This window comes from Bacillus capparidis (assembly GCF_017832095.1).
Taxonomy (GTDB): Bacteria; Bacillota; Bacilli; order Bacillales; family Bacillaceae; genus Bacillus; species Bacillus gobiensis.
In genome coordinates, this window is record NZ_JAFDST010000003.1 from 250,991 (window position 1) to 264,677 (window position 13,687).

15 protein-coding genes are annotated in these 13,687 nt (G+C 37.7%); 12 read left to right on the forward strand and 3 right to left on the reverse strand.

Annotated elements, in window-relative coordinates; translation table 11 throughout:
• Nucleotides 1-159 precede the first annotated feature (159 nt).
• On the forward strand, nt 160-1,008 hold the full coding sequence (gene iolI / locus JOC74_RS14785; RefSeq protein ID WP_053605424.1) for a 2-keto-myo-inositol isomerase: 849 nt from the start codon (nt 160-162) through the stop codon (nt 1,006-1,008).
• Nucleotides 1,009-1,040: 32 nt separating this feature from the next.
• Nucleotides 1,041-1,919: a class II fructose-1,6-bisphosphate aldolase gene (fba, locus tag JOC74_RS14790; protein ID WP_053605425.1), complete on the forward strand. Its 879-nt coding sequence runs from the start codon at nt 1,041-1,043 to the stop codon at nt 1,917-1,919.
• A gap of 11 nt (nt 1,920-1,930) precedes the next feature.
• Here fba and JOC74_RS14795 read toward each other — a convergent pair whose 3' ends face one another.
• Entirely contained in the window at nt 1,931-2,689 is a 759-nt protein-coding gene (locus tag JOC74_RS14795) for a DeoR/GlpR family DNA-binding transcription regulator (protein ID WP_053605426.1), read from the reverse strand.
• Nucleotides 2,690-2,924: 235 nt separating this feature from the next.
• On the reverse strand, nt 2,925-3,536 hold the full coding sequence (locus JOC74_RS14800; RefSeq protein ID WP_053605427.1) for a DedA family protein: 612 nt from the start codon (nt 3,534-3,536) through the stop codon (nt 2,925-2,927).
• 625 nt (nt 3,537-4,161) lie between these two features.
• Here JOC74_RS14800 and JOC74_RS14805 point away from each other — a divergent pair.
• The 5 genes from JOC74_RS14805 (at nt 4,162) to JOC74_RS14825 (ending at nt 9,049) form a co-directional block, all read left to right on the forward strand.
• Complete coding sequence (locus JOC74_RS14805) at nt 4,162-5,076, forward strand: bifunctional helix-turn-helix transcriptional regulator/GNAT family N-acetyltransferase (RefSeq protein WP_053605428.1); 915 nt, start codon at nt 4,162-4,164, stop codon at nt 5,074-5,076.
• A gap of 64 nt (nt 5,077-5,140) precedes the next feature.
• Complete coding sequence (locus tag JOC74_RS14810) at nt 5,141-6,427, forward strand: MFS transporter (protein ID WP_053605429.1); 1,287 nt, start codon at nt 5,141-5,143, stop codon at nt 6,425-6,427.
• An 84-nt stretch (nt 6,428-6,511) separates the two neighbouring features.
• Entirely contained in the window at nt 6,512-6,931 is a 420-nt protein-coding gene (locus tag JOC74_RS14815) for a GNAT family N-acetyltransferase (protein ID WP_053605430.1), read from the forward strand.
• Nucleotides 6,932-7,051: 120 nt separating this feature from the next.
• Nucleotides 7,052-7,546, forward strand: a complete 495-nt coding sequence (locus tag JOC74_RS14820; protein ID WP_053605431.1) for a PH domain-containing protein — start codon at nt 7,052-7,054, stop codon at nt 7,544-7,546.
• Between the two features lie 18 nt (nt 7,547-7,564).
• Nucleotides 7,565-9,049, forward strand: a complete 1,485-nt coding sequence (locus tag JOC74_RS14825) for a PH domain-containing protein (RefSeq protein WP_053605432.1) — start codon at nt 7,565-7,567, stop codon at nt 9,047-9,049.
• Between the two features lie 171 nt (nt 9,050-9,220).
• On the opposite strand, the gene JOC74_RS14830 is transcribed toward JOC74_RS14825, so the two are convergent.
• A complete protein-coding gene (locus JOC74_RS14830; RefSeq protein ID WP_158320330.1) occupies nt 9,221-9,364 on the reverse strand; it encodes a hypothetical protein in 144 nt (47 codons plus the stop codon).
• A gap of 24 nt (nt 9,365-9,388) precedes the next feature.
• On the opposite strand from JOC74_RS14830, the gene JOC74_RS24330 reads away from it, so the two are divergent.
• From JOC74_RS24330 to JOC74_RS14855, 5 genes are all read left to right on the forward strand, one after another.
• On the forward strand, nt 9,389-9,757 hold the full coding sequence (locus JOC74_RS24330; protein ID WP_225970413.1) for a zinc-binding dehydrogenase: 369 nt from the start codon (nt 9,389-9,391) through the stop codon (nt 9,755-9,757).
• Nucleotides 9,758-9,767: 10 nt separating this feature from the next.
• Nucleotides 9,768-10,214 (forward strand): MerR family transcriptional regulator, encoded by a 447-nt coding sequence (locus tag JOC74_RS14840; protein ID WP_053605433.1) that lies wholly within the window; start codon nt 9,768-9,770, stop codon nt 10,212-10,214.
• 233 nt (nt 10,215-10,447) lie between these two features.
• Complete coding sequence (locus JOC74_RS14845; RefSeq protein ID WP_192841122.1) at nt 10,448-12,079, forward strand: Na/Pi cotransporter family protein; 1,632 nt, start codon at nt 10,448-10,450, stop codon at nt 12,077-12,079.
• Nucleotides 12,080-12,391: 312 nt separating this feature from the next.
• The gene (locus tag JOC74_RS24165) at nt 12,392-13,513 is read left to right on the forward strand and encodes a response regulator aspartate phosphatase (RefSeq protein ID WP_225970414.1); all 1,122 of its coding nucleotides are present in this window, start codon (nt 12,392-12,394) and stop codon (nt 13,511-13,513) included.
• On the forward strand, nt 13,503-13,640 hold the full coding sequence (locus JOC74_RS14855) for a hypothetical protein (RefSeq protein WP_158320331.1): 138 nt from the start codon (nt 13,503-13,505) through the stop codon (nt 13,638-13,640). Before JOC74_RS24165 ends, JOC74_RS14855 begins: the two co-directional genes overlap by 11 nt.
• Nucleotides 13,641-13,687: the final 47 nt, after the last annotated feature.

The following is a 13,687-nucleotide window of genomic DNA, read 5'->3' on the forward strand; positions in this document are numbered from 1 at the left end:
ATGGCAAAACCATGAATGCAGTATTTGCCTGGACCTAAGAAAGCTGATGAGTCCAGCACATTTATGCTGCAAAAAATGAAGAAATTTTTATGCCATTTAATTAATCAATAACCCAAAAATGGAAGCGTTTTAAAAGTTGAGACGATGGAGTGGATGACGATGAAACTGTGCTTTAATCAAGCGACAACTCTGGAAAATTCAACTCTCGCCAAGGATCTGGAGATTTGCAACAGACACGGTTATGACTATATTGAAATTCGTACGATGGATAAGTTGCCTGAGTATTTAAGAGAAAATACGATCGAGGATTTAGCCAACTTCTTTCACACGCATCACATTAAACCGTTAGCATTGAATGCTCTAGTTTTCTTCAACAATCGAGATGACGATGGCTATCAGGAAATCATAAGTGAATTCAAAAAAATGGTGAAAACCGCCAATCAGCTAGGTGTGAAATATATCGTTGCTGTTCCGCTCGTAACGAAAGAAAAAATACGAAAAAGCGAGATTAAAGGCAGCTGTGTCGATGTATTAAAAGAGCTTTCAGATATAGCTGATCCATATGATATTAAAATTGCTCTTGAATTTGTCGGTCACCCGGAGTGTACCGTCAATACATTCGGTCAAGCTTATGACATTATACAGACAGTTGATAGAGAGAATGTGGGATTGGTACTTGATTGTTTTCACTTTCATGCAATGGGCTCTGCCATTGAAGATTTGGAAAAAGCCGATGCGTCGAAAATCTTTATTTTGCACATCGATGACACAGAAGATTTCCCAATTGGCTTCTTAACAGATGAAGATAGAGTCTGGCCGGGATTAGGAGTTATCGATTTGGACCGCATCTTATCAACATTAAAGGAGATCGGGTACTCAGGGGTTGTATCTGTCGAATTATTCCGCCCAGAATATTATCAATTAGATGCTGAAGAAGTGATCAGCACAGCGAAAGAAACAACAATGAACGTCGTATCAAGGTATTATGATTTTAAAATTATGACCTGATAAATAACTTCTAATGAGAGAAGTGATAATAAATGACACTAGTATCTATGAAAGAAATGCTTTTACAAGCAAAAGAAGACAAATACGCTATTGGACAATTTAACATGAACAGCACACAGTGGGTACAATCAATTTTAGAAGCAGCAGAAGACGAACGTGCTCCAGTCATAGTAGCAGCCTCTGACAGACTCGTCGATTATTTGGGTGGTTTTAAAACGATTGCTGCAAGCGTCAAAGCCCTGATGGAGGAAATGTCCGTAACGGTTCCTGTGGCCTTGCACCTGGACCACGGGATGAGTGTGGAGAGATGTAAGGCGGCAATTGACGCAGGCTTTAGTTCGGTCATGTTTGATGGTTCTCATTACCCGATCGATGAAAATATAAGGATGACCAAAGAGGTTGTTGACTATGCAAAGCCTCATCATGTATCTGTTGAAGCAGAGGTTGGTACAGTCGGCGGTATGGAGGATGGCCTCGTTGGCGGGATTAAATACGCCGATCCTTTGGAATGTGTCCGTATTGTAGAAGAAACAGGCATAGATGCATTGGCAGCAGCTCTTGGTTCAGTTCATGGCCCGTATAAGGGTGAGCCTAATCTGGGATTCGATGAGATGAAACAAATTTCTGAGTTAACATGTATACCATTAGTCCTTCATGGCGGTTCAGGCATACCCAAATATCAAATTAGAAAAGCGATTGAATTGGGACACGCCAAGATCAATGTGAATACAGAATGTCTGCAAGCATGGGCAAAAGCTTTACGCCAGGTGCTGGCTAGTGACAGTCACGTTTATGATCCGAGGTCAATTCTTACTCCGGGCAAAGAAGCAATCATTTCTACAGTAAAAGAGAAACTAAAGGAATTTGAATCAAGCGGGAAAGCAGAAAAAATGGGGCACTTATTTTCATGAGTGCCCCGTTTTTATTTATTCGCAATTAGAAGTTTTATATCATTGTTCTCTGTAAATTCTCGATAATTCTCGTTCGGTACAGTGTCAGTAATAAGATAGTCAATATCTTTCAAATCACAATAAGTCATCAACGCATATTTATCAAACTTGAAATGATCGACCAATAAAAATACTTTAGAACTTCGTTCAACTACAATTTGTTTAATTTCACTTTCAAGCGGAGAAGAATTCGTAACACCGTTTGACAAGGAGACACCGGTTGAAGCCATGAATGCCTTGTTAATGTTGTATGCTTTTAGCAGTTCCATGTTTTTGAAGCTGACGAATGATTTTGTTTTCCGTTGAAAAACCCCGCCCATCGAAATGATATTCAAATTATCATAAGGAAGAGAATGATTAATAAAATCCAGGTTGTTGGTAATAATCGTTACATTCTTTGTCTGTAAATAATCAGCCATTTCTAATGTAGTAGTCCCGGAATCAATAAAAATAATGTCGTCATCTTCCACAAAGCTCGCGGCTAATTTTCCAATTAACTCCTTCTGTTTTTTATTGCGAATTTGCCTATCATGAAATGATTCTAGGGTTCTATGGTTGATCGAAACCCCGCCATAAACCTTTTTCAAATCACCTAGATCAACTAACTCTTGAACATCACGTCTTATTGTATTTTTGGATACGTTAAACACTTTCACAAGTTCGTCTAAGGATACGGTTTGATGTTCAATTACATAATCTTGAATTTGTTGAATACGTTTTGTTTTTAACATGCCTCTCCACCTTGTTTTGTTTTTTAGTCATACGTGATTCGTACATGGAACAATTCTTATTAGTTATTATAAAAATACACGATGTTTTTATATATATTATACCAACATTTAACCAAAACATCACCTTTTTCTTTAGGGAATAGTGAGTGAAGGCATATATAGGATCGATCTAAACCAATAGAAAAAGCACTGCTCGAAAATCGAACAGTGCTAAAACATAGATTGAAGAATAAAACTATTTATTTTTGACTCTTTTTTTAATAAATAAGACTGCAATAACAATTACAAGAATGGCTAAAATTGCATAAACGATATTTGAATAGATATCCATATACCCGACAATTGATTCCCACGAATCGCCTACCGCAGCTCCGACATACACCAGAATTACATTCCAAATTAATGATCCCGCTGCTGTAAAAAGGAGAAAGATCCAAAAGTTCATATGCGACATTCCGGCTGGAATGGAGATCAGGCTTCTTATCAGAGGGACAAGACGGCAGAAAAAGACCGCCCAACCCCCGTATTTCGCAAACCAATCATTGGCTTTGTGGATATCCTCTTTTTTTAAGCGAAGGAAGCGGCCCCACTTGTCCACGATTTTTTCCATTCGTTTAATATCAACGACCCGGCCTATTCCGTAAAGAATCACAGCCCCCAGTACGGATCCAATCGTTGCGTAGATCACAACGCCGATCACAGTAAGTTCTGACCTAGTCGTCATATATCCTCCAAACGTAAGAATCACTTCAGAAGGAATCGGAGGAAATACGTTTTCTAAAGCGATGAGCAGAAGAATGCCTATGTATCCAAATTGCTCCATAAAATGTTGAATCCAGTTTTCCATTTTTCACTCTCCCAGATATAACTAATGTATTAGAATTCATATTTATTAATTATTGCAAGATTCATAGCTCCTACTATATGTAAACATAAAAAGGCATGAAAAATGAAATGGCGGCAACAGTCGCCACGATATTCCATATGTATTTACGATTAATAGGGGAATTTTCGGGTTTTTCATTTATATGACGTCAAAAGTTTCCTGCAGGTTTCCCTATTCCTTATTTTAATCAATACAAACGAAAGTCACCACCCTAATTTGACACATTTCCTATCGTTATGTTCATGATAAGTTACATGCCAAAAAATTGCGAGGTAATTTCCTCACCAATGTCGAAAATAAGAAAATAGTCTGTTAGTTGGAGAAATAAGAGTTCTGACACAACCATACTAGTAAATGGCTGTGTTCATTAAAAGATTTCAGGTGATTTTTGCATGATGGGGTACCTTATAGAAAGAGTCGAGCTCCTTTGACCTTGTATGAAACGAAGTAAATTTTTATCGAAAAGATTTTGAAGAATAGGAAATAGGACTGTTTTTTAGGTTTGAAAATGATTGATAAAATCAACTAATTTGCTTTAGAATTTGGTTGATTAAATCAACTGTTTTGTGAGAGGAGATCTTTTAAAATGCCACTTGGTGAAAATTTTATTGGATTAAAATTCAGAAAGTTCAATCGTTTTTATACAAATGTGCTAGGGTTTCTTAATGAGCACATTTATGACAGCCCTTTTTCCTTAACTGAAACACGTATTTTGTTTGAAATTTATAATACAAGAGATTGTACAGCAAAGGTGCTGCAGGATAATTTAGGACTTGATCGTGGTTACGTTAGCAGAATCATAAAACATTTTGAAAAAGAAAATTTAATTTATAAACAAAAAAGTGAGAAAGACGCACGAAACCATTATCTACATGTCACTTCATTTGGTCGAACCATTTATAAAAAATTAGAAGAGAAAGCGAATCAGCAGGTCGAGTATATTTTGAATGATTTAGATAACGAAAGCCAAGAAAAGCTGGTAATCGCTATGGACACCGTTGAATCGATTTTGTCTCAATCCGTTCAAACTAATGAATCTACGGTTTCTATCAGGGATTATCATATCTCTGATGATATTAAGGTCATGATTGAGAAGCAGAGGACGTTTTATGCAGAGACATACGGCTGGGATCAATCGTTTTTAGAGTATTTGCATGAGACGTTTGATGGGGTAATCGAGAAAATTTGGATAGCAGAAAGCGGAGGAAGATTTGCCGGTTGTGTAGGTTTGGTAAAACAAAATGAAAAAACTGTGCAGCTTAGATGGTTCCTTGTAGATGAAGCTTTTCGTGGTAAAGGTATTGGTACTCAGCTCCTTCAAAAGCTAGTTACTTATTGTAAAGAAAAGGAATTTGAACGCGTATTCCTTTGGACAGTCAGCAGTATGAGTACGGCTCGTCCGCTATACAAGAAAATCGGTTTCGAAATTACCGAAGTCAAGGAAGAGCAATTGTTATGGGGAAAACATCTTGTAGAAGAGCGATGGGATCTAGAATTATAAAATGATTGAGAGAATTACAATTCAAGATACAGTGTGAGAAGGTTGCAAATTTCAGGAGGATTTTATGAAGGGGAAACCGCATTATGCGTGGATTATCGTTTGTATTACATTTTTTACTCTATTAGCAGTACAGGGAATTCGGCTTTCATTCGGAGCTTTTATTGAACCGTGGGAGAAAGAATTTTCCATGGATAGAGGATCTATTTCATTGATTTCTATGGTAAGCTTTGTCGTTTATGGCATTTCGCAACCCGTGATAGGCAGACTTGTTGATCAGTTGGGATCTCGGCTGATTTTATCTTTTAGTACCTTGCTGGTTGGCATTAGTATTTTCTTAACGTATTTTGTAACTTCATCGTGGCAGTTATTTTTACTTTATGGAATAGTTGTTTCTATTGGGGTAGGAGGGGTATCGAATGTCACGGCTACGGTTGTAGTGACAAATTGGTTTAACGAAAAACGCGGTATTGCTTTTGGGATTATGGAAGCTGGCTTTGGAGCTGGCCAAATGCTGCTTGTTCCCGGTTCGCTTATGTTAATCAATTGGTTAGATTGGAAGCTGACTGTAGTAATATTAGGTCTGTTCTTAATGGTAACTGTATTTCCAATTGTGCTCTTGTTCCTGCGGAATCACCCGGAAGAAAGAGGGTTGCAGCCGATTGGCGGCAGCAATAAGGAAAAGAACAGAGTAAAATTTTCTACTGAAGAGAAGGTGCCATATTGGCATTTATTTCGTATGAGAGAATTTTGGTTTCTTATCTTGCCATTCTTGGTATGCGGGTTTACGACTACCGGATTAATGGATACTCATCTGATTCCTTTTTCTCACGATCATGGGTTCTCCACAGGCGTAACAAGCGCCGCTATCAGTTTATTAGCTGCATTTAATATAGCGGGAATACTAGTTTCTGGTGTTGTTGCAGACCGATGGAGCAGCAGAAAAATGCTGTATTTGTTATATGCCATACGAGCAGTATCACTGTTAGTTCTTATATACAGTCATGAGTCGTTTTTATTGCTTATTTTTGCAGTGCTATTCGGATTAGTTGATTTTGCAACTGTAGCACCAACTCAAATGTTAGCTACCAAGTATTTCAAGCAGTATTCTGTCGGATTAATTCTCGGATGGTTATTTCTCAGCCATCAAATAGGGTCTGCACTCGGTGCGTATTTACCGGGGCTGCTATATAATGAGACGGGTAATTATACGTTGTCCTTTTACATATCCATTTTTTTATTAACCGGAGCCAGTATTTGCAACGTCTTGCTTCCGGAAACGAGTAAATCGAAAAATGAAGAGGGAATTGAAGTAGCGGCGCTGGATATGCAGACCTATGATAATAAAGGGTGAATTATCTAAGAAAATATTCAATCAACAAGAAATTCGGTGCTTATTATCAGCTCCGAATTTCTTGTGAAATAAGGAGGAATTAAATTGGATATAAAAATACACAGTGATTTTTCGAATGTGAATCTTGATGAAATGAGGGGAATATATCGTTCTGTCGGTTGGACAAAGCATACAAATGAAACAATTAAACAAGTTTTTGAAGCAAGTAATGTCATCACTTTGGTGACAACAAATGGCCGAATGATTGGGTTTGGAAGAGCGATATCAGACGGGGTTTTTAATGCAGCAATCTATGACGTTATCGTCCATCCAGATTTTCAAAAACAAGGGGTAGCTAAAAAAATAATGGAGTTTTTACTTGATAAACTAAGTAATGTTTCCTGTGTTCATTTAATCTCGACTATTGGAAATGAAGAGTTTTATCAGAAGCTAGGCTTAAAAAAGGTGAAAACAGGAATGGCAAGGTATTTAAATTCTGAGCTGGCTAATGAGTATTTAGAGTAGGATTCCTCCTTGTTCATATCAAATCTCTCAGAAAGATATCATTTATTTTAAATTGAAACATTTCTCCCTAAATTTCGTATATCAAGTAATTAAGAAATTTATAGAAAGAGGCGTAAGTGAATGAATTATACAATTCCGGAGCCGCAGCAACGAATTTCAAAAAATGCGGTAAAGGTGTGGAGAATCTCTTCAGTGATTTCTCATATCATAACAATGCTCATTTTTGGAGCTCTATTATATTGTCAGGATCGATTTGGTTGGTACGATTGGATTGGCCACGTCACATGGGTAATTCTGATACTTGTCGGGCTTGATTTCGTATACGGTGTTCTTATTCGTCCGGTTTTTCTGCAGCGAACGTGGAGATACGGGGTGGATGAGGAGCATATTCAGCTTAAGCACGGGGCTTTAGAGAAGACGCATATCATTGTACCGATGACCAAAGTACAGTATGTCAATACCTCTCAGGGACCGCTTCTCAGGAAATATGGGCTCTCAACGATTAAGATCGGAACGACAGCATCCTCTCATGAAATACCGGCGATTCCGGAAGAGGAAGCAGAATCGTTACGGACACAAATCGCAGTATTGGCCAAGATAACCGAGAATGAATGACGGAAAGGATAGATGTGTATGAGACGGGAAGAATTGAATACTATTGCCTCTAAACCTCATCGTCTGCATCCGTTATGGATATTATTTTCGATTGGTGAGTTGATAAAAGAGTTAATTATTCCAATCGTCATTTATCTAATAAATCTAGGGTCGGAATCGTTATTAATGACAATTGGAAAAATCGGTGTCATTTTGTTTGTTGTCTTTCGTATGACTTCAATCTTATTTGAATGGTGGAATTTTCATTATTTTTTTTATAATAATGAGCTGAGGGTGCAAAACGGACGTTTTATGAAGAAGAAGCGTTTTATTCCGCTTGATCGCATTCAAGGTGTGCAGATCAATTCTAATTTTCTGCACCGTTTCTTCGGCTTAACATCCATTACAATTGATACAGCTGCAACAGAAGGAGATTCTTCGGTTAAGCTAGTCTTGATTAAACGCTCGGAGGCTCTCAGGATTCAGGAATATGTCGCACAAAAACCACCTGTTCCTAATCAACCTGCAGAGAAAGAGACACTTGTTGAAGCAGACAATCTCCAACCGTCGGATTGTAAAGAGATAAAGTATAGGGTAAGCGGAAAGGAAATCATTCATGCTTCACTCACGTCATTTAGCTTTGCTGCGGTTATCCCGATATTGGTAGGACTGCTTTTCAAAATTAATGAAATCTTATCGCTTGAAAAGTATTTTGATAACGCTTTGAAATTTGTTCAAAGCGCTTGGACGTGGATGATTGTATTCGGGATTGCTCTCTTTTTTGTGTCGGTTGTGTTCGGCATGGTACTCACGTATTTGCGTTTCGGCAGGTATATTGTTCAGACGGATGCAGAGAGAATTTATATTCAAAAAGGGGTCCTGAATCAATCCGAATGGATGATCGAAAAGAGAAGAGTCCAAGCGGTGAAATTCAAAAAATCGTTTATTCGCCGCTTGTTCGGCATTGTAGAGGTAGAGCTTGTTTGTGCAGGAGCATTTGGAGATGAGGCTGTTGAATCGAACCTGCTGTTTCCGTTCATTTCAGAAAAAAAGGCGCTGCAGCTGCTGCCTGATATTGTTCCTGCATTTAAAGTAAGTGAGAATATGAACAAGCTGCCACAATCCGCTCTATGGGTAAAATGTTTACGACCGAGCTACTTCTGGATAGTGGTAACAGCTGTCCTTGTCTATATTTGGCCGGATAAATGGTATTTCTCTATTTTATTGCTGGCGATTATTATGTGCTTGCGAATACTGAATTTTTATAACAGCCGCTTTTCTGTGGACGATCGATTTATTCAAATGAGCTCGGGTTCATTTTCCTCAGAAATGTTTGTAACAACGAAGCAAAAGATTGAACAATTGTCCGTTACTGAGTCATGGCTGCAACGAAAAGCAGGGCTTGCTACTCTTGATATCGCAACACGCGGAACACCGATTCATCACGCTGAGATCGCTGATATCCCGAAAGAAGCTGCTGTGCGCTATTATCTCTGGTATGGAAATCGAGCAAAGGCTAATTAAATAGAACGGGGCTGTCTAATAAGTCGATTTTTCGACTTTTGGAAGCCCTTCTTCATATTCGAGTAAATTGATATATCAACATTCTTGAATTTTATCGCATTTGCCCTATTCGGACAGCCTCTATTTTTTAATAGGCAACCATGTTGAACATAGAAAAAGCCTTCAGAATCCTTATGAAGGACTTTTCTCTGGATCTTTTCCTTCTTTTTGTCCTTCAGAACCACGATGAGGGACTTTTCTCTGGATTTTTTCCTTCCCAATAATTAAACAAATTTTCTCAAATAAATATCCAATTTGTAACAAAAACTTTTTCATAAAAATGTAATTACTCTCCTTAACATTGCCGGCGAAAACTATAATCGTTCGCTTCAAACTTTAAATGAGAACGGACGGTGCATCGTCTATGGTTATACGTCAGTTCTTGAGAAGAGGAATTCAAGTGATTGGTCGAATGAATGGAAACAAATAACGGAAAATGAGACAGCCCAGGGAGGAAATCCTCAAACCCTCTATTCCATAACAGGCTTAAAAAAAGAAAGACTCGATTGGTTTCGAGAGGATCTGCAAAAGGTATTTTCATTATTAAAGGAAGGAAAGATTAGACCAATTATTGCTGAGAAAGTGCCGTTAACGGAGGCTGCAAGAGCCCAACAATCACTTGAAAATTCCAGAGCGGTAGGGAAAGTTATTCTTACGAATGAATCATAGGAGGTACATGATGTATTCAATTGGAGAGATAGCCAAATTAACGGGCATCACTGCGTTTACATTGAGGTACTATGAAAAAATCGGCCTCCTGCCAAAGCCCCAGCGGCAGAATGGAAAGGAAGACGGGATTCGGCGTTATGATGATCGTGACCTTCAGTTCATTCGTTTTATTCACGGACTGAAGGATACAGGCATGAAGCTTGAAGACATCGCGACGTATGTGGAAGAAGGCTGTCTTTTGGCCAGAAATGATTGGGAGACAGATGATTGGAAAGAAGACATCTATGAAACACTAAACAAACGAATTCAATTGTTAGAAACGCACGAAGATCATCTGGATCGGCAAATCAAAAAGCTGGAAGCGATGAAAACCGCTGCACGTGAAAAAAGAGTGTACTATTTAGCGAGGCTAAAAGAAAAAGGACAGGAGCCCGGCTCTAAAAAAACAGGTGGATAATTAATTAGGAATTGTTGAACAGAAAACCAGAATCTACATGATTTTGTTTTTTTTATTTGCGAAAGAATGCTGTTTAAGTAAGGTAATTGTACTTTAAAAACTGAATAATGATATATACATTTCATTATTGTAAAGTTATTGTAAAGTTTTCGGTTTGGTTGTTTACAAAAATTTAAGGTTCTAACATAATGGACGGAGTTTGCAGACTTTTATTGAATGTAGGGGTGAATCTTTTGGAAATAGATATACAAAAACTATTGTTCGAATTTATTGGCGGACTTGGAATTTTCTTGATTGGAATTAAGTACATGGGAGACGGCCTCCAGAAATCTGCGGGAGATCGGTTGAGAGACATTTTGGATCGATTTACAACCAATCCTGTAATGGGTGTTCTCGCTGGAATTATTGTTACCGTTTTAATCCAAAGCAGTTCCGGTACAACTGTGATTACGGTCGGGCTTGTAAGTGCGGGATTTATGACACTTCGCCAGGCGATAGGAGTCATTATGGGAGCAAATATCGGGACTACCATCACCGCATTTATTATCGGTTTTGATGTGGGTGAGTATGCTTTACCGATTATTGCAGTTGGATCTTTCCTTCTGTTTTTCTTTAAAAATAAAAAACTTCAAAATTGGGGACAGGTCTTTTTCGGATTTGGTGCCCTATTTTACGGATTGGAATTAATGAGCGGAGGAATGAAGCCCCTTCGTACAATGGAAGCATTTCATGATTTAACAGTAAACATGAGTTCGAATCCGCTTCTTGGAGTAATTGTAGGGACCATTTTTACATTAATTGTGCAAAGCTCAAGTGCCACGATCGGAATTTTGCAAGGGCTTTTTGCCGATTCATTAATTGATATAAATAGTGCGCTGCCAGTATTATTCGGAGATAACATTGGCACAACGATTACGGCAGTATTAGCATCAATTGGCGCTTCTGTTGCAGCAAAGAGAGCGGCTGCTACTCATGTGCTGTTTAATCTTATTGGGACTGCCATATTTTTAGTTTTGCTTAAACCATTTACATCATTTATTGTCTTTCTCCAGTCAGCTTGGAGCCTTGATCCCAAAATGACGATTGCTTTTGCGCATGGGATATTTAATACAACGAATACTCTTATTCAGCTGCCTTTTGTTGCTGTATTAGCATTTCTTGTGACAAAAATTATTCCTGGAAAGGATACGGTCATTGAGTACAAGGCAAAGCATCTTGATCCTATTTTTATTGAACAATCACCGTCGATTGCTCTTGGACAAGCAAAAGAAGAGGTTTTGCGTATGGGTGAATTTGCTATAAAAGGACTTGAAGAAACCTATCAATTTTTGCTGACCAAACAACCGAAACATGCTAAAAATGCCTATCAAATAGAGGATGCAATCAATAACCTTGACCGGAAAATTACTAACTATCTCATCGAACTGTCATCTGCATCACTGTCTGATCAGGAGTCAGAAGAGCATAATATGTTAATGGATACAGTAAGAGACATTGAACGAGTCGGAGATCATTTTGAAAATCTTATCGAGCTTGTCGAATATAAAATGGCAACTCGAGTAGACATTACCGAATCGGCGATTGACGATTTAAAATATATGATCGAATTGACTGTTTCAACTATTAAGGAATCCTTAGCTGCTCTTGATCAAAATGATAAAGACATAGCAGAAAAAGTCATTGAAAAAGAGGAGCAGATTGACAAGTTGGAACGAAAGCTTCGCAAGCAGCATATTCTTCGTTTGAACAAAGGATTATGCACTGGCCAGGCAGGAATTGTTTTCGTTGATATCATCAGCAATCTGGAACGAATCGGTGATCATGCAGTAAATATAGCTGAAGCCGTAGCCGGTGATCAAATATAAAGTGAATCTTCAATCAATGGGGCGTTTACTGCCCGTTAATACAGGATAAAGTCTTGGAATTGCCCGCACACCCGTAACTTCAGTCTAAGGTGTGCGGGCTTTTTTGTCAGACAGTTCTCGATGAAGTATTATATTACGAGATTGCTGTATGGTCTGCACTTTCATCAATCTATTTATACTCCTTTCATAAAAATCTACTTAGGACTAATCATCCAATTATAGGGATTTGTACTCTTTTTTGTAAAACACTTCTATGCTATTTTTTTAGTGTAAAGCAATAAAATTAAGGAGGGGATAAACTGGGTGGAAATTGTGTCCTCAGAAGTAGGGGTGAGAATCAACGATTGGTATAATGTAATTCGCAAGCATAATATTGATGAAGCTTTAATCATTAAATCAGAAATTGAGCAAAAGATGAAAAGCATGGATGACAAGGATTTATCAATTTATTACAATTTAATGAGCTTTCGACATCAAATGATGATTGATTATGTAGACCCTGCATTTTTAAAAGATGACAGGATAGAGTTACCAGAGGAGTTAAAGGACAGTGAAAGTAAAAAAGAGCAATTCAATGGATTGATAGAGTATTATTTTAACTTTTTTAGAGGGATGCATGAATTTAATAAGGGTCTTTTTATAAAGGCAATATTGTTTTATAAGAGAGCAGAAAAAAAGTTAGATGCTGTATCAGACGAAATTGAAAGAGCTGAATTCAACTACAAAGTCTCAGAGGTTTATTATCATATGAAACAAACTCAAGTATCGCTGCTCTATGCTATGCAGGCATTTCAAACCTATCAGGCCTATGAAATATACACTGTCCGTCGAATGCATTGTGAATTTGTAATAGCGGGGAATTACGATGATTTGCATCGCCCTGACAAGGCCTTGCCGTATCTTGAAAGCGCTTTATATATTGCGAAGCTTGAAAATAATCATCGTCTAATAGGAGCAGCATTATACAATCTTGGGAATTGCTTCTTGAAAATGGGTGATTTCGCCACTGCTACACAATATTTTAGAGAATCTGTTAATCGGTATGTAGAAGGAAAATTAGAATTTCTTACTCATTCAGTTGAAGCTTGGTTTTCACTTACCCAAATTTTATTTAAGCAAAAGAATATTCACGAGGCGAAGAGAATTTATGAAGAGGGTTTAGCTCAAGCATATCAACTAAAGGAAGAAGGTTTAATTGCAGAGTTCCATTTTTTGAAGTCATTATATCTTGAAGATGGGGATACCAAGGGTATATTAGACTCCTTTTCTGTTCTAGAATCGAAAGGAATGTATCCTGACATAGAGGAATTTGCATTGGAAGCAGCGAAATATTTCAGTGAAAATGGAAAATATAAGGATTCCTCTTTATTTTATGAAAAAATGATTGAAGCACAAAAACAAATTCGAAAGGAGGGGAGTGACTATGAAATTTAGAATATTCAGTATTGTCCTAGCTGTAGTAACATTGGTTGGGGTAAGTATTGTTGGACAAGTATCGAATGAAAAAGAAGAACTGATTTCTAAAAGAAATCAAACTACAAAGATCGACAAATTGGTTTAGAGCATAAAGGTTATCCTGAAAGAAATAAATTAATTAGAAAAAATAAC

Excerpts from the sequence above, each read along its gene's own strand:
- iolI (WP_053605424.1), top strand. The coding sequence starts at position 160 with ATGAAACTGTGCTTTAATCAAGCGACAACTCTGGAAAATTCAACTCTC.
- fba (WP_053605425.1), top strand. The coding sequence starts at position 1,041 with ATGACACTAGTATCTATGAAAGAAATGCTTTTACAAGCAAAAGAAGAC.
- JOC74_RS14795 (WP_053605426.1), bottom strand. The coding sequence starts at position 2,689 with ATGTTAAAAACAAAACGTATTCAACAAATTCAAGATTATGTAATTGAA.
- JOC74_RS14800 (WP_053605427.1), bottom strand. The coding sequence starts at position 3,536 with ATGGAAAACTGGATTCAACATTTTATGGAGCAATTTGGATACATAGGC.
- JOC74_RS14805 (WP_053605428.1), top strand. The coding sequence starts at position 4,162 with ATGCCACTTGGTGAAAATTTTATTGGATTAAAATTCAGAAAGTTCAAT.
- JOC74_RS14810 (WP_053605429.1), top strand. The coding sequence starts at position 5,141 with ATGAAGGGGAAACCGCATTATGCGTGGATTATCGTTTGTATTACATTT.
- JOC74_RS14820 (WP_053605431.1), top strand. The coding sequence starts at position 7,052 with ATGAATTATACAATTCCGGAGCCGCAGCAACGAATTTCAAAAAATGCG.
- JOC74_RS14825 (WP_053605432.1), top strand. The coding sequence starts at position 7,565 with ATGAGACGGGAAGAATTGAATACTATTGCCTCTAAACCTCATCGTCTG.
- JOC74_RS14830 (WP_158320330.1), bottom strand. The coding sequence starts at position 9,364 with ATGAAAAAGTTTTTGTTACAAATTGGATATTTATTTGAGAAAATTTGT.
- JOC74_RS14840 (WP_053605433.1), top strand. The coding sequence starts at position 9,768 with ATGTATTCAATTGGAGAGATAGCCAAATTAACGGGCATCACTGCGTTT.
- JOC74_RS14855 (WP_158320331.1), top strand. The coding sequence starts at position 13,503 with ATGAAATTTAGAATATTCAGTATTGTCCTAGCTGTAGTAACATTGGTT.